This window comes from Micromonospora musae (genome assembly GCF_003626635.1).
In the GTDB taxonomy this organism is placed as follows: domain Bacteria; phylum Actinomycetota; class Actinomycetes; order Mycobacteriales; family Micromonosporaceae; genus Micromonospora; species Micromonospora musae.
Map to the genome: position 1 here is coordinate 414393 of NZ_RAZT01000001.1, position 20978 is coordinate 435370.

The 20978-nt window shown below is 71.5% G+C and carries 20 protein-coding genes; 10 read left to right on the top strand and 10 right to left on the bottom strand.

The window, feature by feature from the left end:
* Positions 1-9: 9 nt before the first annotated feature.
* Complete coding sequence (locus D7044_RS01910) at positions 10-1212, bottom strand: citrate synthase (RefSeq protein WP_120687742.1); 1203 nt, start codon at positions 1210-1212, stop codon at positions 10-12.
* A gap of 68 nt (positions 1213-1280) precedes the next feature.
* On the opposite strand from D7044_RS01910, the gene D7044_RS01915 reads away from it, so the two are divergent.
* The 9 genes from D7044_RS01915 to D7044_RS01955 all read left to right on the top strand — a co-directional run bounded on the left by D7044_RS01915 (position 1281) and on the right by D7044_RS01955 (position 9525).
* On the top strand, positions 1281-2414 hold the full coding sequence (locus D7044_RS01915; RefSeq protein ID WP_120676230.1) for a citrate/2-methylcitrate synthase: 1134 nt from the start codon (positions 1281-1283) through the stop codon (positions 2412-2414).
* Between the two features lie 198 nt (positions 2415-2612).
* Positions 2613-3881, top strand: coding sequence for a beta-propeller fold lactonase family protein (locus D7044_RS01920; RefSeq protein ID WP_120687743.1), 1269 nt, complete (start codon positions 2613-2615; stop codon positions 3879-3881).
* Between the two features lie 136 nt (positions 3882-4017).
* Positions 4018-4320: an urease subunit gamma gene (locus tag D7044_RS01925; protein WP_120676226.1), complete on the top strand. Its 303-nt coding sequence runs from the start codon at positions 4018-4020 to the stop codon at positions 4318-4320.
* Positions 4321-4359: 39 nt separating this feature from the next.
* Positions 4360-4815 (top strand): urease subunit beta, encoded by a 456-nt coding sequence (locus D7044_RS01930; protein ID WP_120676224.1) that lies wholly within the window; start codon positions 4360-4362, stop codon positions 4813-4815.
* Between the two features lie 45 nt (positions 4816-4860).
* A complete protein-coding gene (locus D7044_RS01935) occupies positions 4861-6579 on the top strand; it encodes an urease subunit alpha (RefSeq protein ID WP_120687744.1) in 1719 nt (572 codons plus the stop codon).
* Between the two features lie 64 nt (positions 6580-6643).
* Positions 6644-7207 carry an urease accessory protein UreE gene (locus tag D7044_RS01940; RefSeq protein WP_120687745.1) on the top strand — a complete coding sequence of 188 codons (564 nt, stop codon included), beginning with the start codon at positions 6644-6646 and terminating at the stop codon, positions 7205-7207.
* A complete protein-coding gene (locus D7044_RS01945; protein ID WP_120687746.1) occupies positions 7207-7908 on the top strand; it encodes an urease accessory protein UreF in 702 nt (233 codons plus the stop codon). Before D7044_RS01940 ends, D7044_RS01945 begins: the two co-directional genes overlap by 1 nt.
* A 22-nt stretch (positions 7909-7930) precedes the next feature.
* The gene (ureG, locus tag D7044_RS01950; RefSeq protein WP_120687747.1) at positions 7931-8614 is read left to right on the top strand and encodes an urease accessory protein UreG; all 684 of its coding nucleotides are present in this window, start codon (positions 7931-7933) and stop codon (positions 8612-8614) included.
* Entirely contained in the window at positions 8611-9525 is a 915-nt protein-coding gene (locus D7044_RS01955; RefSeq protein ID WP_120687748.1) for an urease accessory protein UreD, read from the top strand. Before ureG ends, D7044_RS01955 begins: the two co-directional genes overlap by 4 nt.
* Before the next feature lie 176 nt (positions 9526-9701).
* On the opposite strand, the gene D7044_RS01960 is transcribed toward D7044_RS01955, so the two are convergent.
* Positions 9702-10418, bottom strand: a complete 717-nt coding sequence (locus D7044_RS01960; protein ID WP_158609944.1) for a YoaK family protein — start codon at positions 10416-10418, stop codon at positions 9702-9704.
* 67 nt (positions 10419-10485) lie between these two features.
* On the opposite strand from D7044_RS01960, the gene D7044_RS01965 reads away from it, so the two are divergent.
* Positions 10486-11166 (top strand): GntR family transcriptional regulator, encoded by a 681-nt coding sequence (locus tag D7044_RS01965; RefSeq protein WP_120676213.1) that lies wholly within the window; start codon positions 10486-10488, stop codon positions 11164-11166.
* 3 nt (positions 11167-11169) lie between these two features.
* Here the strand turns inward: D7044_RS01965 and D7044_RS01970 are convergent, their stop codons facing one another.
* From D7044_RS01970 to D7044_RS02005, 8 genes are all read right to left on the bottom strand, one after another.
* On the bottom strand, positions 11170-12960 hold the full coding sequence (locus D7044_RS01970; protein ID WP_120687750.1) for a gamma-glutamyltransferase family protein: 1791 nt from the start codon (positions 12958-12960) through the stop codon (positions 11170-11172).
* On the bottom strand, positions 12957-13958 hold the full coding sequence (locus D7044_RS01975) for an ABC transporter ATP-binding protein (protein WP_120676209.1): 1002 nt from the start codon (positions 13956-13958) through the stop codon (positions 12957-12959). The genes D7044_RS01970 and D7044_RS01975 overlap by 4 nt, the downstream gene beginning before the upstream one ends.
* Positions 13955-15001, bottom strand: coding sequence for an ABC transporter ATP-binding protein (locus tag D7044_RS01980; RefSeq protein ID WP_120687751.1), 1047 nt, complete (start codon positions 14999-15001; stop codon positions 13955-13957). The genes D7044_RS01975 and D7044_RS01980 overlap by 4 nt, the downstream gene beginning before the upstream one ends.
* Entirely contained in the window at positions 14998-15885 is an 888-nt protein-coding gene (locus D7044_RS01985) for an ABC transporter permease (protein WP_120687752.1), read from the bottom strand. The genes D7044_RS01980 and D7044_RS01985 overlap by 4 nt, the downstream gene beginning before the upstream one ends.
* Positions 15882-16838, bottom strand: a complete 957-nt coding sequence (locus tag D7044_RS01990) for an ABC transporter permease (protein WP_120676202.1) — start codon at positions 16836-16838, stop codon at positions 15882-15884. Before D7044_RS01990 ends, D7044_RS01985 begins: the two co-directional genes overlap by 4 nt.
* A gap of 7 nt (positions 16839-16845) precedes the next feature.
* Complete coding sequence (locus D7044_RS01995) at positions 16846-18522, bottom strand: ABC transporter substrate-binding protein (protein ID WP_120687753.1); 1677 nt, start codon at positions 18520-18522, stop codon at positions 16846-16848.
* Between the two features lie 132 nt (positions 18523-18654).
* Positions 18655-20160 carry a pyridoxal phosphate-dependent decarboxylase family protein gene (locus D7044_RS02000; RefSeq protein ID WP_158609945.1) on the bottom strand — a complete coding sequence of 502 codons (1506 nt, stop codon included), beginning with the start codon at positions 20158-20160 and terminating at the stop codon, positions 18655-18657.
* Positions 20161-20239: 79 nt separating this feature from the next.
* Positions 20240-20977, bottom strand: a complete 738-nt coding sequence (locus D7044_RS02005; RefSeq protein ID WP_120687755.1) for a cupin domain-containing protein — start codon at positions 20975-20977, stop codon at positions 20240-20242.
* Position 20978 lies beyond the last annotated feature (1 nt).

The following is a 20978-nucleotide window of genomic DNA, read 5'->3' on the forward strand; positions in this document are numbered from 1 at the left end:
CGTCGGACTTCACGCCGATTGCGGAGTCGGCCCGGTGTAGCCACTGCTCCAGCGGAACCGGTTGCTCGGCTGGGCGTACTCCTCGACGACGTGTGCGACCCAGCCCGCGGTACGCGCGATGGCGAAGATCACCTCGGCCGCGCCGGGTCCCATGCCGCTCGCGTGTGCCAGCACGGCCACGGCGAAGTCGATGTTGGGCCGGCTGCCCCGCCGCAGCGCCGTCGCGATCAGCTCGTCCACGGTGCGACGCAACCCGTCGGGCAGCGGGAGCGGCGCGACCAGGTCGAGGAGGGCGGCCGCGCGGGGGTCGCCGTCCGGGTAGCGCGGATGCCCGAATCCGGGCAGGCCACCGCCGCGCAGCGATTCGGCGATCGCGGCCGCCGTCCCGTCCCGCACGGCGGACTCGATCATCCGGTGGACCGTGCCGCCGACGGCGCCGTGCATCGGCCCGTCGAGCGCGCCCAGACCGGCCAGTACCGCGGCGTACGGGTTCGCCCGGGTCGATGCCGCGACCCGTACCGCGATGGTCGAGGCGGCCAGGTCGTGGTCGGCGAGCAGGACGAGGGCGGCGTTGAGTGCCCGCAGACCCTCCACGGTCGCCGGCTCGCGGGTCAGCCGGGGCCAGAGGCGGGCCGCCAGGCTGTGGTCGTCGGCGATCGCGCTCCCCGCAAGGGGCAGCGCGTCGACCATGGTGGCCAGCAGGACGGGCCCGATCGCGACCACGGTGGCCGGCGCCAGGTCGAAGCGGAGCGGATCGAGCGCGGCCGCGAGGGCGACGACCACCGGAAGCCGGTCGAAGGTTCGGGCGTGGGCCGGCAGGTGGGCGGCGGCTCGTCTCGCCCCGTCGACGGTCTCGGCGGGGCCCGCGAAGCGCTCCGCCCGCCGCTGCCCCGTCCAGAGCCATCGGGCGACCTCTTCGAAGGGGGTGACCGGGGCGAGCTTCGCGGCGTCGAGTCCCCGGTAGTGCAGCCGCCCGTAGGCGATCAGTGTGGTGGCGGTCCGCATCGTCGCGGCGGTGTCCCGCTCCGGCCGCGTCCCCTGGGTACGGGCGGCCAACCGTTCGACGTCGGCCAGTCGGAAGCGGCTGGTCCGCTCGCCGGGAACCTTGACCCGGGCGAGCAGCCCTCGGCTGACGTACGCGTAGACGGTCTCGGGTTTGATGCGCAGCCGGTGGGCCACCTCGGCGGTCGTCAGCAGCTGCTCCTCGGACATGTGGCCATGCTCTCATGTTGACTGGATCAATGTTGACCAGGCTGTCCGGCGAACGTGAGGCTGCCCGCATGGCTGACACCACCACAGTTCCCCGGGGCCTCGCCGGCGTCGTCGTCACCGACACCACGATCGGCCGCGTCCGTGGCCGCGAGGGCTTCTACCACTACCGGCAGTACTCGGCGATCGACCTCGCCGAGCGCCGCACGCTCGAGGACGTCTGGGCGCTGCTGATCGACGGCGCCCTGCCGACCGAACCGAAGGCCCTGCATCGGGAGATCGCACCGCTGCGCCACATACCGCCGGCGGTCGCCGCCGCGCTGCCCGGCATCGCCGCGGCCTCCTCGTCGCCGGACCCCATGGGTGGGTTGCGTGCCGCGCTGGCGGTCGCCGGGCTCACCGCCGGCGCCCGCCCGCTCTACGACACCTCGCCGGCCGACCGCCGGGCGCAGGCCATGGCGCTCTGCGCGCTCACCCCCAGCCTGCTCGCGGCGCTGTACCGGCTGCGGGCCGGCCTGGAGCCGCTCGCGCCCCGCGACGACCTGCCGCACGCGGCCAACTACCTGTACATGATCACGGGTGAGGAGCCGTCCGAGCCGCAGGCGCGCGCCATCGAGCGTTACCTCATCGCGACCGTGGACCACGGCTTCAACGCGTCGACGTTCACGGCTCGCGTGATCGCCTCCACCGGCGCCGACCTCTACGCCTGCATCGGCGGCGCCCTCGGCGCGCTCTCCGGCCCCCTGCACGGTGGCGCCCCCAGCCGGGCCCTCGACACCCTCGACGCCATCGGCTCCGTCGATCGAGCCGACGCCTGGCTGCGCGCCCGCATCCTCGGCGGCGAGCGGATCATGGGGTTCGGGCACCCGATCTACCGCACGGAGGACCCCCGGTCACGCATGCTGAAGGGGATCGCCCGGGACCTCGGCGGGGAACTGGTGGACTTCGCGGTGGCCGTCGAGGAGCGGGTGCTGTCGCTGCTGGCCGAACTCAAGCCCGGCCGGGAGCTGCACACCAACGTCGAGTACTACGCGGGTGTCGTCATGCACCTGTGCGGGTTGCCCCGGGAGATGTTCACGCCGACCTTCGCGACCAGCCGGGTCATCGGGTGGTGCGCGAACGTGCTGGAGCAGGCGGAGGACTCGAAGATCATTCGGCCGGACTCGCGGTACGTGGGGCCGCAGGCGCCGCAGCCCCTGCCCTGATCAGCACCGCCGCACGGTCTCGGCGACCGACCGGTGGAGTTCCAGTTAGCGACCGCGCGGCCCGGCTCGCTCCAGTAGTTTCGGATTGGGCCGGCCGCGGGCTCCCGCCCGCTGCCGTCACCTTCGCGGCGGCCCGGCCGCCTGCCGAGCATCGGTGAGATCCGGGTTGTCACAGGAGCGGGACACGGGGGCGTCGACATGGGGCACAAACACGCCGGAGCGACCGAGGCGGCGCAGGGTATCCGGCACGGCGGACACGTCTACATGCAGACGAACGAGACGCGCAACGCCATCATCCACTACCTACGCTCCGCGGACGGCATGATCACCGAGGTGGAGCGTGTCCCCACGGGCGGCGCCGGCTCCGGCACCTTCAAGCCGATCAGTGGCCAGGAGAGCGCGCCGAACGCGTTCGAGGGCGCCGGTAGCGTCCTGCTCACGCCGGATCGGCGATTCCTCTTCACCACGAACGGTGGCGACAACACCGTCTCCAGCTTCAGCGTCGGCAGCGACGGCCGGCTCACGCTGGTGGATCTCACGCCGACCGGAAACCCGGTCACCGGCCGGAGCGGCACGGCCAAGTCCCTGGCGTACGCGCCGTCGATCGGCACGCTCATCGTGCTGCACTCGTTCGGGCCGGACCACGTGCGCCTGATGTCGGTCGACGGTGCCGGAAAACTCACCCTGCGGCTGGACCGGTACACGGTGAACACACCGGACAAGCCGAACCGGGTCGCCACCATGGCGACGCTCTCGCCGGATCAGCGGTTCCTCTTCGTCGGCACCACGTTCGACCAGCCGCCCACCGCGAACCCGGACGGGTCGGCGATTCTCTGGGTTCCCGGGCCCGACGGCAAGCCGAAGTCGATCGCGTCGAACGAGCCCGATCCCGACGGTCTCATCGTCTTCCCCGTGTCGCCGGACGCCACCCTCGGCCGGCCGTCGTTCTACGACGCGAACGGCGGCTCCCCGTTCTTCATCGTCTTCCTGCACAACCAGCCGGACACCTTCGTCATCGGGTACGCGGTGGGCGACGGCATCGCGAAGGGCACCATCGACGGCGACGGCCGGGTCGACATCGGCCGGCCCGTGCAGATCGACACGAGCGCCGGCAAGCCCTCCGAGCTGTGCTGGTTGTCGATCTCCCCCGATGACCGGTGGGCGTTCGCCACGAACTTCGGATACAGCGGCATCAGCAGTTTCCGCGTCGACGGGCCGGAGCCGGTGGTGGCCCAGGATCCCGCCTGTCCGAGGGTCCCGGGAGACGGCAGCTTCAGAGCACTCAACGGCACGGTCAGCAGCGGCCCGAGTTGCAGCTGGCTGACCCCGGACGGGGCGTACCTCTACCAGATCTACGGGAACGCCTCCAAGCTCATGGGATACGCCGTCCAGCCGGACGGGTCACTCGAGGAGTTGACCAGCGCGGCGATCCCCTACAACAGCCCGCAGGGCCTGGCCGGCGCCTGACCCGCCGGCACGGATGCCCGTTGCGCCCTCTTTAGTTGGTATGTCCAAAAAATAGCTTCCGTCCGCCTATCGTGGGCTGCGGACGCCGGACGCGTCCGCCTCTCATCGAGTTCGGGCGACGTCAGGGGACGAGACCATGCATCTCACGCCGAGAGAGATGGAGAAGCTGCTCATCCTCTCCCTGGCCCAGATCGCCGCGGCGCGCAAGGACCGCGGGATCAAGCTGAACTATCCCGAGGCGGTGGCCGTGGTCTCCGCGACCGCGCTGGAGGGGGCGCGGGAGGGGAAGTCGGTCGAGGAGGTGATGCATGACGCGAGTCATGTCCTCACCCGGGGCGACGTGATGGACGGGGTCGCGGAGATGGTGCCGATGGTCCAGGTCGAGGCGGTCTTCACCGACGGCAGTCGGCTCGTCACCGTGCACGCACCGATCCAGTAGCCACCGGCACGGGTCAGCGAGAGGAGGGCGAGGCAGCGGATGACGAAGGACTTCAGCCGGCACCCCGGGCCGACAGCCAAGCACCGGTGGCCCATCGGCGGCTACATCCTGGCGGACGAGCCGCTGGAGTTGAACGCCGGCCGGCCGACGCTCCGGATCGAGGTAAGCAACACCGGAGATCGGCCGATCCAGGTCGGCTCGCACTTCCACTTCTTCGAGGCGAACCGGAGCCTGGAGTTCGATCGGGAGGCGACCTTCGGTTGGCGGCTGGACATCCCGGCAGCCACCTCGATCCGCTTCGAGCCGGGCGACCGCAAGACGGTCCAGCTCGTGCCGTACGCCGGCCGGCAGCGGGTGTACGGATTCAACGGCCTGGTCAACGGGTGGACCGGTACCGGACCCACCCCGGGCTACCAGCCGGACCGGCCGGAGGCCTTCCAGCGAGCCCGCAGCCGAGGCTTCCGCTCCACCTCGGACGATCGCACCGCCACGTAGACCCAACCGGACCACGGGGCCGCCGATCGCGGCCGGGAGCAGAGTATGAGTCAGATTTCCCGGCAGGAGTATGCCGGACTGTACGGCCCGACCACCGGCGACAAGATCCGGCTGGGCGACACGGAGCTCTACATCGAGATCGAGCGCGACCTGCGGACCCTCGGCGACGAGGCGCTCTACGGCGGCGGGAAGACCCTGCGCGACGGGATGGGGGCCAGCGCCGAGTTCACCAGCGCGAACGGCGTCGTCGACCTGGTCATCACCAACGTGACCATCCTGGACGCGCTGCTGGGCGTGGTGAAGGCCGACGTGGGGATCAAGGACGGTCGGATCGCCGGCGTCGGCAAGGCCGGCAACCCGGACACGATGGCGGGAGTCACCCCGGAGTTGGTGGTCGGTCCGGGCACCGACGCGATCTCCGGCGAGCACCTCATCCTGACCGCTGGTGGCATCGACACGCACGTGCACCTGGTCGCACCACAGCAGGCGTACGCGGCGTTGAGCAACGGCATCACCACCATCTGGGGCGGTGGCACCGGCCCGAGCGACAGCTCCAACGGGGTGAACAGCACCCCGGGACCGTGGAACCTGCACGCCATGATGCGCGCCTTCGAGGGCATCCCGATCAACATCGGACTAATCGCGAAGGGCAACAGCTCGGGGCTCGGCCCCCTGGAGGAGCAGGCGCTCGCCGGAGCGGCGGGGTTCAAGCTGCACGAGGACTGGGGCGCGACGCCACAGGCGATCCGGTCGGTGCTGACCGCGGCGGAGCGGTACGACATCCAGGTGGCGGTGCACACCGACACGCTCAACGAGAGCGGCTACATCGAGGACAGCATCGCCGCGTTCGAGGGCCGCACCATCCACACGTACCACACCGAGGGCTCGGGTGGCGGCCACGCGCCAGACATCATCAAGGTGGCCGGCGAGATCAACTGCCTGCCGAGCTCCACCACACCCACCAATCCGTACGGGGTCAACAGCCAGGCCGAGCTGTTCGACATGATCATGGTGGCGCACAACTTCAGTCCGAAGGTGCCGTCGGACGTGGCATTCGTGGAGAGCCGGGTCCGCGCGGAGACCATCGCGGCCGAGGACGTCCTGCACGATCTCGGCGTCATCTCGATGATGTCGAGCGACTCGCAGGCGATGGGCCGGATCGGCGAGAACTGGATCCGGGTGATGCAGCTGGCCAGCGTGATGAAGGCGGCCCGGGGCAGCCTGCCCGAGGACGCCGCCGGCAACGACAACTTCCGGGTGCTGCGCTACATCGCGAAGATAACCATCAACCCCGCGATCACCCAGGGCATCTCCCATCTGCTCGGCTCGGTCGAGCCGGGCAAGCTGGCCGACCTGGTGCTCTGGGAGCCGGCCTTCTTCGGGGCCAAACCCAAGATGGTGATCAAGAACGGCATGATCCTCTGGTCGATCATGGGCGACCCGAACGCGTCCGTACCCACCCCGCAACCGGTGCTCTACCGGCCGATGTTCGGCGCGCATGGCACGGCGCTGAGTGAGAGCTGCGTGACCTTCATGTCGCAGGCCGGCTGCGCCGCCGGTGTCGCGGAGAAGCTGGGCCTGCGCCGGCGGGTCCTGCCGGTACGCGGGACCCGGGGGCTGACCAAGCGCCACATGGTGCGCAACGACGTGTTGCCGCACATCGAGGTCGATCCGGAGACCTTCGCGGTGAAGGTCGACGGCGTGCACGCCACCGTGCCGCCGGCCAGAACCCTTCCCCTGGCCCAGCTCTACTTCTTCAGCTGACCGCCCCCCCCCTCGGCGGCCCCACCACCCCACCAACCAGCAATCCGGAGCGAAGGACGACGAGATGCTTGTCGAATCGGTACTCGGCAACGTGGACGAGCCGACCTGGGCGGCCCGGCTCGACGCGGCCGAGGTGGATCGCCTGCTGCTCGATCAGTGGGAGGCGCAGAAGAACCGGCTGCGCAAGCACACCCGCGACGGTGTCGAGGTGGCGCTGTCGCTGGGTCGGGGGAACCGGCTGCGCGACGGCGATGTCCTGTACTGGGACGAGCGTTCGACCCGGGCGATCGTGGCGCAGGTGCAGCTGGGTGAGGTGATGGTCGTGGACCTGTCCCGGCTGGCGAAGGAGCCGGTCGAGGTGGGTCTGCGGTCGGCGGTCGAGCTCGGGCACGCCATCGGCAACCAGCACTGGCCGGCGGTGGTGAAGGGCACCCGGATGTACGTCCCACTCACCGTCGACCGCAAGGTGATGGATTCGGTGATGCGAACGCACGACCTGAGCGGGATCTCCCACAGCTTCGTGCCCGGCACCGAAGTCATCGCGTACCTCGCGCCGCACGAGTCCCGCCGGCTCTTCGGCGGCGCCGACTCGACGCCGCATTCGCACCTGCCCCAGCCCGTCGACTGATGACCCGGTCGCTACCGACGATCCCGGCCGCGCTGCGGCTGCTGCAGTTCGGGGACTCGATGTTCCCGGTCGGCGCGTTCGCGTTCTCCAGTGGACTGGAGATGGCGGTGCAGGCGGGGGTGGTCCGCGACCGGGCCGAGCTGGCGGAGTTCGTCCGGACCGTGACCCACGTGGCGGCCACCGGGGACGGGGTGGCGCTGCTGCACGGGCATCGCGGCGCCGTCGCCGGCGACCTGGACCGGATACGCCGGGCCGACGAGGCCGTCCACCTCCGCAAGCTCTCCGAGGAGGCTCGGACGATGAGCCTGCGGATGGGACGGAAGCTGGCCGAGGCGTCGGGGCGGGTCGTCGGCGACTCGATGCTGGACAAGCGGTTCCGGGACGCCGAGCCGGACGGCGTCCCGGTCACCTATCCGGTCGCGCTCGGGGCGCTCTTCGCCGGCCTCGGGCTCGGCGAGGAGGAGGCCTTCGCCGTTCACCAGTACGGCGTCGCGGCCACGCTGCTCGGCGCCGCGCTGCGGCTGATGCGGATCGGTCACCTGGACACCCAGGCGATCCTCTACGAGGTGAACGGGACGGCCGCCGAGGAGTACCAACGGGTGACGATCGCCGATCTGGACGACATGGCCGCCTTCGCGCCGATGGTCGACGTGCTGGCCGCGGCCCACGTCCACGCACACGTCCGCATGTTCATGAACTGACAACACGGTTTCGGGAGTGGCTATGAAGACAGTCAGTCGCATCGGCGTCGGCGGCCCGGTGGGCAGCGGCAAGACGGCGATCATCGAAGCGGTGGTGCCCCGGCTGGTGGAGAGCGGGCTGCGGGTGCTCGTGGTCACCAACGACGTGGTCACCACGGAGGACGCCAAGCATGTCCGGCGGGCGCTGACCGGGGTGCTGGTGGAGGAGCGGATCGTCGGCGTGGAGACCGGCGCCTGCCCGCACACGGCGGTACGCGAGGACCCGAGCATGAACCTCGCCGCGGTGGAGGACATGGAGGCCCGGTTCCCCGACAGCGATCTGGTGCTGATCGAGAGCGGTGGGGACAACCTGACCCTCACCTTCAGCCCCGCCCTGGTCGACTACTTCATCTACGTGATCGACGTGGCGGCCGGCGACAAGATCCCGCGCAAGAACGGTCCGGGGATCTCACAGTCGGACATCCTGGTCATCAACAAGATCGATCTGGCTCCGTACGTCGACGCCGACCTCGACGTGATGTCGGCCGACGCCACCCGGATGCGCGGCGGTAAACCGTTCGTCTTCACCAACTGCAAGACCGGCGCGGGGATTGACGAGCTGATCTCGCTCATCCGGTACCACGCCCTGTTCGACCTGTCGCAGCCGGCCGGTCCCGGCGAGCCGCTCGCCGGTGGTCAGGAGGAGGCGCGGCGGGTGCCGGCGTGACCGACCTGGACGGCGCGCCGGAGCTGGCCCCGTACCGCGACGAGCCGGCCCAGCTACCCGGCGGCGCGCCGGGCAAGGTCGGCCTGCTCCGGCTCGCGTTCGAGCGGCGTGCCGAGCGAACCGTCCTGACCGACCTGTTCCGTCAGGCGCCTCTGCTCGCGCAGCGCGCGCTCTACTGGGACGCGGCGATGCCCGAGATGGCCTGCCTGTTCATCATCTCCACCTCCGGCGGGATCCTTCAGGGTGACCGGTACCGGATCGACGTCTCGCTCGGCGAGGGCGCGCGGGCCCACCTGACCACCCAGGCGGCGAACAAGATCCAGGAGATGGACGCGAACTACGCCACCCAGTTCCAGCGGATCAGCCTCGCCGAGGACGCGTACCTGGAGTACCTGCCGGAGCCGACGATCCCGTACCGGCACAGCCGGTTCGTCTCGGACACGGCAGTCACGCTGCCGCAATCCGCGACCGTGCTCTACGCGGAGATCCTGCTGCCCGGCCGCAAGCACCACCGGGACGGGGAGATCTTCCAGTACGACCTCTTCTCCTGCGCCGTCCGGGCCGCCCGCCCGGGTGGACGGAACCTCTTCGTGGAGAAGTATGTGATCGAGCCGGCCCGGTTCGGCGTCGACCGCCGGGGCGTGCTCGACTCCTTCCACGTCTTCGGCAACGTCCTGTTGCTGACCTCGCCCGAGCGGGCCCGCCGCGTCGCGGATCAGACGCCACCCACCTGGGACGACGACCTCCCGATCGTCGCGGGGGTCAGCCTGCTGCCGAACGACGCTGGGCTGAGCTACAAGGTTCTCGGGCGGGAGACCGAACCTGTCCGGACCCTGATCCAGCAGTTCTGCACGGTGGCGCGGGCCGCGGCGGTGGGCCGGGCAGCGTCGTCGGCGTTCGCCTGGCGGTGACGCCGCTCGCCCGGGGCGTGTGTCGAAGTCCTCGGTCGAGCCGAGGCGGAGTCCAGGCGGCGGTCCGGCAAGGCGGGGATTCGTTCGGATACCGGTGTTGTATCCGGACGAAGCGCCGACGCCGCCGGTCGTCGTCTGGGCCCGCCGCAGGCCGGCCAGGGACTTTGACACATGCCCTAGCGCGGGAGACGCGCGGAGACGGCGATGACGAGCAGGAGCGGGACGATCAGCAGCGCCGGCGCGAACGCGGTCAGGTGCAGGGCGGCGAGCGCTCCGACGGCAGCGCCGGCCATGAGGGCCAGCAGGACCTGCGCCTTCGGCCGCAGCGTGTGCCACGGGCTGCGCGCGGCGACACCGCCGATCAGGCTGGTCAGGGTGCCGGTGAGGTACGTGGAGGAGAGACCGGGTACGCCGAACCGCTGGATGGCGCTGCTCTGCACGCCGAGCGCCGCCGCCGACAGCATCAGCAGCACGAGGTCGACGCGCTCCGAGTGCTCGGGGAGGTTGAGCTCCCAGACGACGACGAAGACGACGAAGACCAGTAGTTCGAGGGTGAGCGCCCGGTTGACCTGTCGTGGCCAGACCGGGTCGTCTGGTTGGGCCGAGCCGGCGAGGCGGGCGCCCGCGAGGACGCCGACGATGAAGCTCAGAATGGCGCAGCCGGAGGTGACGGCGAGTTCGGCGTCGCCCCGGCCGGCCGAGAGGCCCAGCAGCACCATGTTGCCGGTCATGACGCTGGAGAACGCGCCGCCGAGGGAGAGGAAGCCGACGGCGTCGGCGCTGCCGGTCAGGAAGGTGAGTACGACGACGAGGGCGTGCCGTCGCCGCAGGAGGTCCCCGGGCGCCGCGGTGGCGACGCGGGAGCCGTTGACGTCTTGCTCTGTTCTCGACACTGTCGGCCGCCCTTCACAGATTGTTCTTCGTATACACTCGCCGTGACGTTGATGAGAGGCGGTCGGCTTGACTGGAGACCTGCGGGGCAAGCTCGGTGCTCAACACCTGCCGCTACGCGACCAGGTCCTCGTCGCCCTGCGGACCGCGATCATCAACGGCGACTACCTTCCCGGTGAACGGCTCACCGAGGACCGGTTGGCCGAGGACTTCGGCGTCTCCCGCAACCCGGTCCGGGAGGCGTTGCGCGTCGCGGAGGCCGAGGGGTTCGTCGTGATCCTGCCCCGACGCGGGGCGGTGGTCGCCTCCCCCAGCAGCGGGACGGTCGCGGACATGTTCGCCGTCCGCGAGCGCCTGGAGGCGCTGGCCGCCCGGCTGGCGGCCGAACGGGCCACCGCGGCGGACGTGGCCGCCCTCCGGGAGCTGCTCGACCAGGGCCACGAGGCGACCGAACGGCACGACCTGCGCCGGGTCGCCGAGTTGAACAGCGCCCTGCACCTGCGGATCCTCCAGATCAGCGGCAACCCCTGGCTGTCGTCGATCACCAAGGCGCTGTACCTCCATGTGCAGTGGGTCTTCCGGCTGGGTGCCGCGGAGCGGGCCCCGCACTCGTGGGCCGAGCACATCCAGCTGGTCGACGCGATCGAGTCCGGCGACGGGGATCGGGCCGAGCTGGCCGCCCTCGCCCACCTCGGCGCCGCCTACGTGGCGGCGCACGAGAACGCCGAGGGCGGCTACCAGGCCCGCTGACCATCACCGCCCGCAGGCGTAGCCCTGCATGCCGCGCGGGTTCGCGCCCGCCGCGAGGACGCCGGTGTCCGGGTCACGGGTCACCGCGCAGAGCCGCCCCAGGCTCCACGGGTCGGAGAGCCGCACCTCGTGCCCGTACCCCCGCAGCGTCGCCAGCGTCTCCTCGTCGAGGCGGTCCTCCACCACCAGCACGCCGGGCTCGGTTCCGCGCGGATAGAACGACGCGGGAATGCTCGTCGTGTGCCAGGCGGGCGCGTCGATCGCCTCCTGCAGCGACGCACCGCCGGCGAGGTGACGCAGCAGGAAGAGCAGCTGCCACTGGTCCTGCTGGTCCCCGCCGGGCGTGCCGCACGCCATGACCGGCGCGCCGTCGCGGTACACGAGGGTCGGGCTCAACGTGGTACGCGGACGGCGTCCCGGAGCGAGCGACGAGGCGAGCCCCTCCTCGAGCCAGAACATCTGGAGGCGGCTGCCGAGGGGGAAGCCGAGCTCCGGAATGGTCGGTGAGCTCTGCAACCAACCACCGCTCGGCGTCGCGGAGATCATGTTGCCCCAGCGGTCGACCACGTCGACGTGGCAGGTGTCGCCCCGGGTGACACCGTCCGACTTGACCGTCGGCTCACCCGTCGTGGCGTCGGTCGCGTCCACCAGCGGCCCGGCACCCCGTCGGGCGTGACCCGACAGCCGCGGCTCGGCCCCGTCCGGACGTCCCGGCCGCAGCTCGGTCGACGCGCGCTGCCCGATCAGGGCGGCCCGCTCCCGGGCGTACTCCCGGGACAGGAGCGTCTTCGCGGGCACGTCGCCGCTGTCGCCGTACCACGCCTCCCGGTCGGCGAAGGCGAGCTTGAGCGCCTCCGCCTGGGCGTGGATGCCGGCCGCGGTCGACGGGTCGTACGCCTGCGGTTCGTCGAGCGCGTCGAGGATCGACAGGGTCTGCAGCAGGACCGGGCCCTGGCCCCAGAAGCCGGTCTTCGCCACCGTGTGGCCGTGCCAGTCGAGGGTGACCGGCTCCTCCCAGGTCGCCGAGTACGCGGCCAGGTCCGCCCCGGTCACCAGACCGGCGTGGGGAGCGCCGCTGGAGTCCTGGAACGGCTGCCGGCTGAAGGCGTCGACGGCTTCGGCGACGAATCCCTCCCGCCAGGCCCGGCGCGCGGCCTCGATCTGCGCCTCCCGGTCCGAGCCGGCCGCCGCGGCGGCGTCGAGCAGCCCGCGCAGCGTCCGGGCGTACGCCGGGTTGGTGAAGAGCTCGCCCGCGGCCGGCGGCCGGCCCTCCCGCAGCCAGAGCTGCGCGGAGGTGGGCCAGTGCTCCTCGAAGAGCTTCCGCACGGCCGCCACGGTGTCGCCGACCCGGGCGACGAGCGGGTGGCCGGCGGTGGCGTAGCCGATCGCCGGGTCCAGCACCTCCGCCAGCGGGAGCGTGCCGTGGTCACGCAGCAGCAGGAGCCAGGCGTCCACGGCGCCGGGCACGGCCGCGGCGAGCGGGCCGGAGCCGGGGATGAGCTCCATCCCCAGGGACCGGAAGTGCGCGATGGTCGCGCCGGCCGGGGCGGGCCCCTGCCCGCACAGCACCTTCGGCGTGGGGTCCTGGGCCGTCGCCACGATGGCGGGCACCTCGCCGCCCGGCCCGTTCAGGTGGGGTTCCACGAGGTGCAGGACGAACCCGGCGGTGACCGCGGCGTCGAAGGCGTTGCCGCCGCGTTCGAGGATTCCCATGGCCGCCTGGCTGGCGAGCCAGTGCGTCGAGGAGACCATCCCGAAGGTCCCCTGCAGCGTGGGTCTGGTGGTGAACGTCATGACAGGACCTCACTCGAATCTGCGGCGCGGACGTCTGGTCGGGTGCCGTCCGGTTGGACCAGGTGGCACGCGGCCATGCCGCCGCCGTACTCGACCTGCGCGGGCGTCTCGCTCGCGCACCGGTCGAACGCTAGCGGGCACCGGGTGCGGAAGCGGCAGCCGGAGGGCGGATCCAGCGCGGACGGCAGGTCGTCACCGAGCAGCACCGGCTGGCGCTGCCGCTGACGCACCGGATCGGCCAGCGGGGCGGCGGCCAGCAGTGCCTGGGTGTACGGGTGGGCGGGTCGGGTGAAGATCTGCTCGCGGGAGCCCTGCTCGACGAGCTGGCCGAGGTACATGACGGCGATGTCGTCCGCGAGGTACTCGACGGCGGAGAGGTCGTGGGTGATGAAGAGGCAGGCGAAGCCGATGTCCCGCTGCAGATCGGCGAGGAGGTTGAGCACGGACGCCTGCACGGAGACGTCGAGCGCGCTCGTGGGTTCGTCCGCGATGAGCAGGTTCGGCTCGGAGATCAACGCCCGGGCGATGCTGACCCGCTGGCGTTGGCCGCCGGAGAGCTCGTGCGGGTACCGGCGGGCCACCTCGGCGCGCAGGCCCACCCGGCCCAGCTCGGCGGCGACGCGGGCCTGCCGGTCTCGTCCCGACAGCCGCCGACCGGAGAGCCGCAGCGGCTCGGCCACGATGTCGCCGACCAGCATCCGTGGGTCCAGCGATCCGGCGGGATCCTGGAAGACGATCGACACGTCGCTGCGGTGCCGGCGCAGCTGCCGCCGGGTCAGGTGGGTGACGTCCGTTCCGGCGATCCGCACCGTGCCCGCCGTCGGCTCCACGAGCCGCACCACACAGCGGCCCACCGTCGACTTCCCGGATCCGCTCTCCCCCACCAGCGCCGTGACCCGGCCGCGCGGAATGCGCAGCGACACGCCGTCCACCGCGCGTACGGGGCCGAAGTGCATGACGAGGTCGTCCAGCTCGAGGGCGTTCGGTTGCGGCGTCATGCGCTCGCCTCCTCCGGCTGTGTCCGCGGTATCGGGCAGGGGTGCCAGCACGCCGCGAGGTGGTCCGTGGCCGCGGCGACCGCGTCGAGGGGCGGTGCGGCGTCGCGGCACCGCGCGTCCGCCGCCGGGCAGCGGTCGGCGAAGGTGCAGGCGTCGGGCTGGGTCGACAGGACGGGGACCAGGCCGGGGATCTCCTGCAGGCGTTGGGTGCCGGCGTGCACACCGGGCGTCGGCGACGCCGACAGGAGTCCCGCCGTGTAGCGGTGGTGGGGATGCGCGAACAGGTCGGTGACCTGTGCCCGCTCCACCACCCGGCCCGCGTACATGACGACGACGCGGTCCGCGACGTCGGCGATCACCCCGAGGTCGTGCGTGATGATGAGGATGCTCGTGCCGAGCCGGTCACGCAGGTCCCGCAGCACCTGGAGGATGCCGGCCTGCACGGTGACGTCGAGCGCGGTGGTGGGCTCGTCGGCCACCAGCACCTTCGGGCCGCAGGCCACCGCCATCGCGATCATCACGCGTTGGCGCATCCCGCCGGAGAGTTGGTGCGGGTAGTTGTCGACCCGGGTCGCCGGCGACGGGATGCCGACCAGGGTCAGCAGCTCGACGGCGCGGGCCCGGGCGGCGCGGCGGGACATCCGTTCGTGGACCTGGAGGACCTCGGTGATCTGCCGACCCACGGTCAGCACGGGGTTCAACGAGCTCATCGGCTCCTGGAAGATGTACGCGATCTCCTTGCCACGTACCCGACGCAGCACGGAGTCGCGGGCCCCGACGAGCTCGGTGCCCTGCAGCCGGATCGAGCCGCTGATCCGGGCGCTCTCGGGGAGCAGGCCGGCGATGCTCATCGCCGTGACGCTCTTTCCGCACCCCGATTCGCCCACCATGCCGACGATCTCCCCTGGGGCGAGGTCCAGGCTCACCCGGTCGACCGCCGAGACGATCCCGCCCTCGGTGCGGAAGGTGACCGACAGGTCGCGCAGCTCCAGCGCCGGTGCCCCCGGCGCGGGTGGGTCACCGAGCTGTCCGGTAGTGGTCATCGCCGGTCCCCCTTCGGGTCGAGGGCGTCCCGCAGGGCGTCACCGAAGACGTTGAACGCCAGCGCCAGACCCATGATCACCACACCCGGCAGGACGGCGGCCCACGGTGCGCGGGCGGCGAACTGCTGGGCGGTGGCGAGCATGGTGCCGAGGCTGGGATCCGGTGGCTGGATGCCGAGACCGAGGAACGAGAGCACGGCCTCGCCGAGGATCGCGGCGGGGATCGCCACCGTGGCCTGCACCAGGATCACGGACGTCGCGTTGGGCAGGATGTGCCGGGCGAGCACCCACAGGTCGCTGGCGCCGTCCACCACGGCGGCGGCGACGAAGTCCAGCGACTTGAGCCGCAGCGTGTCCGAGCGCACCACCCGGATCACGCCCGGGATCTGCGCGATCCCGACCGCCACGGCCGCGTTGGTGAGGCTGGCGCCGCGGATCGCCGCCAACCCCACCGCCATGATCAGGAACGGAAAGGCGAGGAGCAGGTCGGTGAAGCGCGAGATGACCGCGTCCCACGCCCGGAAGTATCCGGCGGCGAGCCCGAGGGGCACGCCGATCACCAGTGACGTGGCCACCGCCAGGATCGCCACCTGGAGCGAGGCGCGCGCCCCCAGCATGATGCGGGACAGGACGTCGCGGCCGAGGTCGTCGGTCCCCAGCAGGTGCCCGGGTGTTCCCGGTGGTGCGAACGTGCGGGCGAAATCGGTCTGCTCGACCGCGTACGGGGCGAGCCAGGGCGAGAGCAGGGCGGCGACGGCGGCGAGCGCGAGGACGACGAAGCTCACGACGGCGAGCGGGTTGCGCCGCAGCCGGCGGAGGATCCGGGTCCGGCGGCTGAGGCCCACCGGGACGGCGTCGGCGGTCGGAACGGTCAGTACGGTCATGCCGGGTCCCCCGTCACTCGGATTCGGGGATCGATGACGGAGTAGAGCAGGTCGACGAGGAAGTTGATGAGGATGTAGGCGGTCGCGGTGAGCAGGACGACGGCCTGGATCACCGGGTAGTCCCGCTGGAACACCGCGTCGATCGTCATCTTGCCGAAGCCCGGAAGCCCGAAGATCTGCTCGGTGACGACCGCGCCCGAGATGAGCCCGCCGAGCTGGAGGCCCACGATCGTCACGACCACGATGAGGCTGTTGCGCAGGGCGTGCCGCGTGATCACGGCGCGCGGCCGCAGACCCTTCGCCTTCGCCGTACGCACGTAGTCGGACGAGAGCGAGTCCAGCATCGCCGACCTGGTCTGCCGCATGATGATGGCGGCGAGGCCGGTGCCGAGGATGACGGCGGGCAGGATGAGGTGGTGCAGGTTGTCCACCGGGTCGTCGAGCAGCGGCACGAATCCGGAGGCGGGGAAGAGCCCCGTCGCCACGGAGAGGTAGAGGATCGCGAGCAGTCCGAGCCAGAAGTGCGGCACCGACAGCCCGATCAGAGCCAGTCCGTTGGCCAGCCACTCCGCGGGGTGCCCGCGGCGCACGGCCGCGAGCACCCCGGCGCCGACACCGAGCGCGGCGGCGATGAGGATGGCGAGGACGGCGAGTTCGGCCGTCACGGGCAGGGCGGTGGTGAGCATCGAGGACACCGGTATCCCGGTCCGGATCGACTCCCCGAAGTCACCCTGGGCCATGCGCCCCACGTACTGGGCGAACTGGAGCGGCAGCGGCTGGTCCAGCCCGTAGTGGTGCCGGATCGCCTCCAGCGCCTCGGGTGAGCGGTCCTCCCCGGCCAGCGCGAGCGCCGGGTCGCCGGGGAGGGCGCGCACGCCGAAGAACACCACGACCGTCGACAGGAGCAGGGTCAGCGCGGACTGCCAGGCGCGCGTGATCAGATACCGGGCCATGGTCGACCTACTTGGTGAATCCGGCGAAGGCCGCGCGGATCACGCCGTCGGGGAAGACCTGCAGTCCCTGGATCTTGTTGGAGAAGGCGGTGAGGTTGCGCTGCCGGTACATGTAGATCAGCGCGTCGTCCTGCTGGAGGAGCGTCACCGCCTGCCCGTACAGCTTCTTGCGCTCCTCGATGTCGCTGGCCTGGCGGGCCTGGGTCAGCAGGCCGTCGAGCTGGGGGTTGCTGTAGCCGGCGACGTTCTGGCTGGCCCGGGTGCCGACGAAGTTGGTGATGTTGGCGTCCGGGTCGATGCGTCCGCTCCAACCCAGCTGCAGCAGCTCGAAGTTGCCGCGGTCCTGCTCGTCGAGGAGGGAGGAGTACTCCACCGGGTTGATCTTCAGGTCGAAGCCGCCCTCCTTGACCATCGACTGCAGGGCCTGCGCGAGGCGCAGCGTGTCGGGCGTGTTCGACGCGAGCATCGTCACCGGGTACGGGGTCTGCACGCCGGCCTCGGCGAGCAGCTGCTTCGCCTTGGCGGGGTCGTGCGCGGGGCAGTTCTGCGCCTCGGGGGACGAGAACGGGCTCGCGGGCGAGATGGGTGAGCAGGCTTCGGCGTGGATGCCGTTGAAGACCGCCTGGACCAGCGCCTTCCGGTCCAGCGCGTGCTCAAAGGCCTGCCGGACCTTCGCGTTCTGCGCGATGGGCCGGTTGATGGGCTTGGGCGCGGTGCCGAGGCCGTCGACGTTGCCGATGTTGAACGTGAGTCCCTGGTAGCCGAGGGACTGGGACTGCAGCACGGTCAGTGAGGACTCCCCCTGCAGCGCCGCGACGTCCTGGGTGGAGACGCTGTCGGCGACCTGGGCGTCACCGGAGCGCAGGTTGGCGGCGCGGATGCTCGCGTCGCTGAGGATGCGCCACGTGATGCCGTCGAGGTGGACCTTCGCGGCGTCGTAGAAGTTCGGGTCCCGCACGACCTCGATGGAGTTCTGGGGTACCCGCTTGCCGAACTTGAAGGGGCCGACGCAGACCGGCGCGGAGGCGAAGTCGTCGCCGAGGCTCTGCAGCGCCTTCGGGCTCATGATCATGCCGGCGCGGTCGGCGAGCGCGCCGACCAGCGGCGCGAACGGCTGCGCCAGGCGGATGACCACCGTGTGGGCGTCCGGGGTGTCGACGGCCTCGATCGGGCCGAGTTCGCTCTTGCGGGCCGAGCGGGCGTTGCTCATGTGCCGCTCGATGGTGGCCTTCACGGCCGCGGCGTCGAACTGCGTGCCGTCCGCGAAGCGCACGTTCTCGCGCAGCGGAATGGTCACGCTCTTCCCGTCGCTGCTGGTGGTGGGCAGAGCGGTGGCGAGCTGGGGTACGACCTGGGCCTTCTCGTCCACGTCGTAGAGCTTCTGGCACATGGCCTGGAAGACGTAGCGGGAGTAGAGGCTGCGCGACAGGGTCGGGTCGAGCGCGTCCGGCTCCGCCGAGAGGGCGATGACCAGGTTGCCGCCGTCGCGCACCGCGTTGGGGTCCGCCGGTGAGCCGAAGGAGTCCTGGCCCGCGGACTGGTTCGCGTCCGAGCCCGGGTCGCTTCCACTCTCCGACACCGGCGAGCAGGCCGCGACGGTGCACGCCACGACGACCGCCGCCAGTGCGGCCCGGAGTGGACGGAGCCTGGGCAGGCTCGGTTCGCGGAAGGGGAGGTTCGTCATTTGAGAGCTCCTCACGTGGGCGATTCGGGGAGCGTATGTTGTATACGAAGTCCGCGCAAGACCTTCCTCGATGGCTGTCCGACCACTGAGCGTGCCCGGCAAATCCGCACCAAAACGGGTGGGCCGGCCGGCTCACTCCTCGGCGTCGAGTACCTGTTTCGCGGCCCGCCGGACGTCGTCGAGCAGGATCTCCATGTCCTGACGGGTCGTCCGGTAGTTCAGCACGCAGCCGCGCAGCGCGAAGCGGCCGTCGACGGAGGCGTTGGAGAGGTAGGAGCTGCCACCCTGTTGCAGCGCGACCATGATCCGCTCGTTGAGGCGGTCCAGTCGCTGCTCGTCCGCATCGGACCGTGGCTCGTCCCGCATCGTGCGCGGCAGGTAGCGGAAGCAGACGATGGAGAGCCCGACCGGGGCCAGCAGCTCGAACTCGTCACTCGCGTCGACGAGTTCGCCCAGGTGGCGAGCGCAGTCGAGGTTGCTCTCGATCGCCTCGCCGAGCGCCCGCGAACCGGCGTGGGCCAGCAGCATCCAGACCTTGAGCGCCCGGAACCGCCGCGACAGGTCGGGGCCGTAGTCCCAGAACGCGAAGGCCTCGGCCGGCTCGGTCTGGGTGACCCGGGTGTAGTCGGCGTCCAGCCGGAAGGCGGCCCGCGCGGCCTCGGGATCACGATAGATGAGACAGCCGCAGTCGGCGGGCAGGTAGAGCCACTTGTGCGGGTCGAGGGCTATCGAGTCGGCCTCCGCCAGGCCGTCGAAGAGCGGACGGGCCGACGGGGCCAGCCGGGCGAATCCGCCGTAGGCGGCGTCGACGTGCATCCAGAGCCCGTAGCGACGGGCGACGGCCGCGACCTCACGCAGCGGGTCGACGGCGCCGGTGACGACGGTCCCCGCGTTCGCCACCACGCAGAACGGCTCCAGGCCCGCCGCCCGGTCCTGCTCGACGGCCGCCACGAGCGCGTCGACGTCCATCCGGAGGCCGGCGTCGACCGGGATCTCCCGCACGTTGGCGCGCCCGATGCCGAGCAGCGCCGCCGCCTTGTGCACCGAGTGGTGGGTCTCGGTGGAGGCGTAGACGCGTAGCGGCGCGGGGTGCGCGCCCGCGCCATGGATGGCGACCGCGTCGCCGCAGTGCCGGTGCCGGGCGGCGGCGAGCGCCGTGAGGTTGGCCATCGACCCACCGCTGGTGAAGAGACCACCGGCGCCCGGGTCACAGCCGAGCGCCTCCCCGATCCAGCCGATCGTGACGTGTTCCAGCTCGGTGGGCGCCGGCGCCGAGCGCCACGCGGGCAGGTTCGCGTTCAAGGTCGACGCGAGCAGGTCCGCGACGGCGGCGACCGCGGTGCCCGGCGCCGACACATAGCCGAAGAAGCGCGGATGACCGTTGTGCCGGCTGCCCGGCACGATCACGTCCCGGAAGACGTCGAGCAGGTCGGCGAAGTCTCGGCCGTCGACCGGCAGCGGCTCGGCCAGCCGCCGGTTGAGTTCGGCGGCGGAGACCCGGGGCGCGATGGGCAGGTCACGGATCGACTCGTGGTAGGCGGCGGCCCACTCCACAGCCGCCGTGCCCATCTCGCGGATCCGGGCGGCGGAGGGATCCAGCGCGGAGTCGGCCAGGGACTCACCATGAGTGTCGCTCATGATCCAGGACAGTAGCGGCCCGGTCGGACAGTCGCCGCGCACCGGCTCGACCGGCGCGGGCGGGTCGGGTCGGCGCGGGTCAGCCCGCCGGGTAGGTGTCGAGCAGCCCGCACATGCCGTGTCGGCCCCGCTCGTGCGGCCCGGCGAACTCATGGACCGCCGCGTCGGCCAGGTGCGGCGCCTCGCCGCGGGCCAACGCGTCGAGCTGCCGGCCGGTCCCGGTGGCCGTGCCCAGCGCGCCGCGCAACCACCGCTCCCGCCAGGTGTCGACGAAGGGACGCACCAGACGGACGGCGGCGGAGTGGAACTCGCGCAGCGGAGCGAGGTCGCCGTTGCTCGCGGCGGACCGCAGTCGGTGGAATCCGCGTACGGCGAGATCACGGCGGGCGTGCGCCGCGGCCAGGTCGGTGCCGGGTGCTCCCCCGCCGGGCAGCGCGGTGGCCGCCGCGTAGCCGGCCGGGTCGGTGAGGTGCTCCGGTGGAAGGGTCAGCACCGCGTCCCCCGCCTCCGGCAGGCCACTGTTCTGCATGAGGACCACGATCTGCAGGTTGCCGTGGTTGACGAGCCGGTGGATGGTGCCCGGGTCGAACCAGACGACCGCGCCCGGGCGCAGCGGGGTCTCGCGGTACCCGTCGAGGGTGAGGGTCTGCACCAGCCCGGCGCCGGCCACCACCACGTACGCCTCGGCGCAGCAGAGGTGCAGGTGCGGTGTGCCGCCGATCTCGCCGTCGGGCGCGACGGTGTCGTAGACGCAGAGTCGGGACACGCCGACCCCGCCGGGCAGGGGTGCGGACGGCGCGGCGCGGTGACCGGTCATC

Coding starts and splice junctions, on each gene's coding strand:
- D7044_RS01910 (WP_120687742.1), bottom strand. CDS start 1,212: ATGTCCGAGGAGCAGCTGCTGACGACCGCCGAGGTGGCCCACCGGCTG.
- D7044_RS01915 (WP_120676230.1), top strand. CDS start 1,281: ATGGCTGACACCACCACAGTTCCCCGGGGCCTCGCCGGCGTCGTCGTC.
- D7044_RS01920 (WP_120687743.1), top strand. CDS start 2,613: ATGGGGCACAAACACGCCGGAGCGACCGAGGCGGCGCAGGGTATCCGG.
- D7044_RS01925 (WP_120676226.1), top strand. CDS start 4,018: ATGCATCTCACGCCGAGAGAGATGGAGAAGCTGCTCATCCTCTCCCTG.
- D7044_RS01930 (WP_120676224.1), top strand. CDS start 4,360: ATGACGAAGGACTTCAGCCGGCACCCCGGGCCGACAGCCAAGCACCGG.
- D7044_RS01935 (WP_120687744.1), top strand. CDS start 4,861: ATGAGTCAGATTTCCCGGCAGGAGTATGCCGGACTGTACGGCCCGACC.
- D7044_RS01940 (WP_120687745.1), top strand. CDS start 6,644: ATGCTTGTCGAATCGGTACTCGGCAACGTGGACGAGCCGACCTGGGCG.
- D7044_RS01945 (WP_120687746.1), top strand. CDS start 7,207: ATGACCCGGTCGCTACCGACGATCCCGGCCGCGCTGCGGCTGCTGCAG.
- ureG (WP_120687747.1), top strand. CDS start 7,931: ATGAAGACAGTCAGTCGCATCGGCGTCGGCGGCCCGGTGGGCAGCGGC.
- D7044_RS01970 (WP_120687750.1), bottom strand. CDS start 12,960: ATGACGTTCACCACCAGACCCACGCTGCAGGGGACCTTCGGGATGGTC.
- D7044_RS01975 (WP_120676209.1), bottom strand. CDS start 13,958: ATGACGCCGCAACCGAACGCCCTCGAGCTGGACGACCTCGTCATGCAC.
- D7044_RS01980 (WP_120687751.1), bottom strand. CDS start 15,001: ATGACCACTACCGGACAGCTCGGTGACCCACCCGCGCCGGGGGCACCG.
- D7044_RS01985 (WP_120687752.1), bottom strand. CDS start 15,885: ATGACCGTACTGACCGTTCCGACCGCCGACGCCGTCCCGGTGGGCCTC.
- D7044_RS01990 (WP_120676202.1), bottom strand. CDS start 16,838: ATGGCCCGGTATCTGATCACGCGCGCCTGGCAGTCCGCGCTGACCCTG.
- D7044_RS01995 (WP_120687753.1), bottom strand. CDS start 18,522: ATGACGAACCTCCCCTTCCGCGAACCGAGCCTGCCCAGGCTCCGTCCA.
- D7044_RS02000 (WP_158609945.1), bottom strand. CDS start 20,160: ATGAGCGACACTCATGGTGAGTCCCTGGCCGACTCCGCGCTGGATCCC.
- D7044_RS02005 (WP_120687755.1), bottom strand. CDS start 20,977: ATGACCGGTCACCGCGCCGCGCCGTCCGCACCCCTGCCCGGCGGGGTC.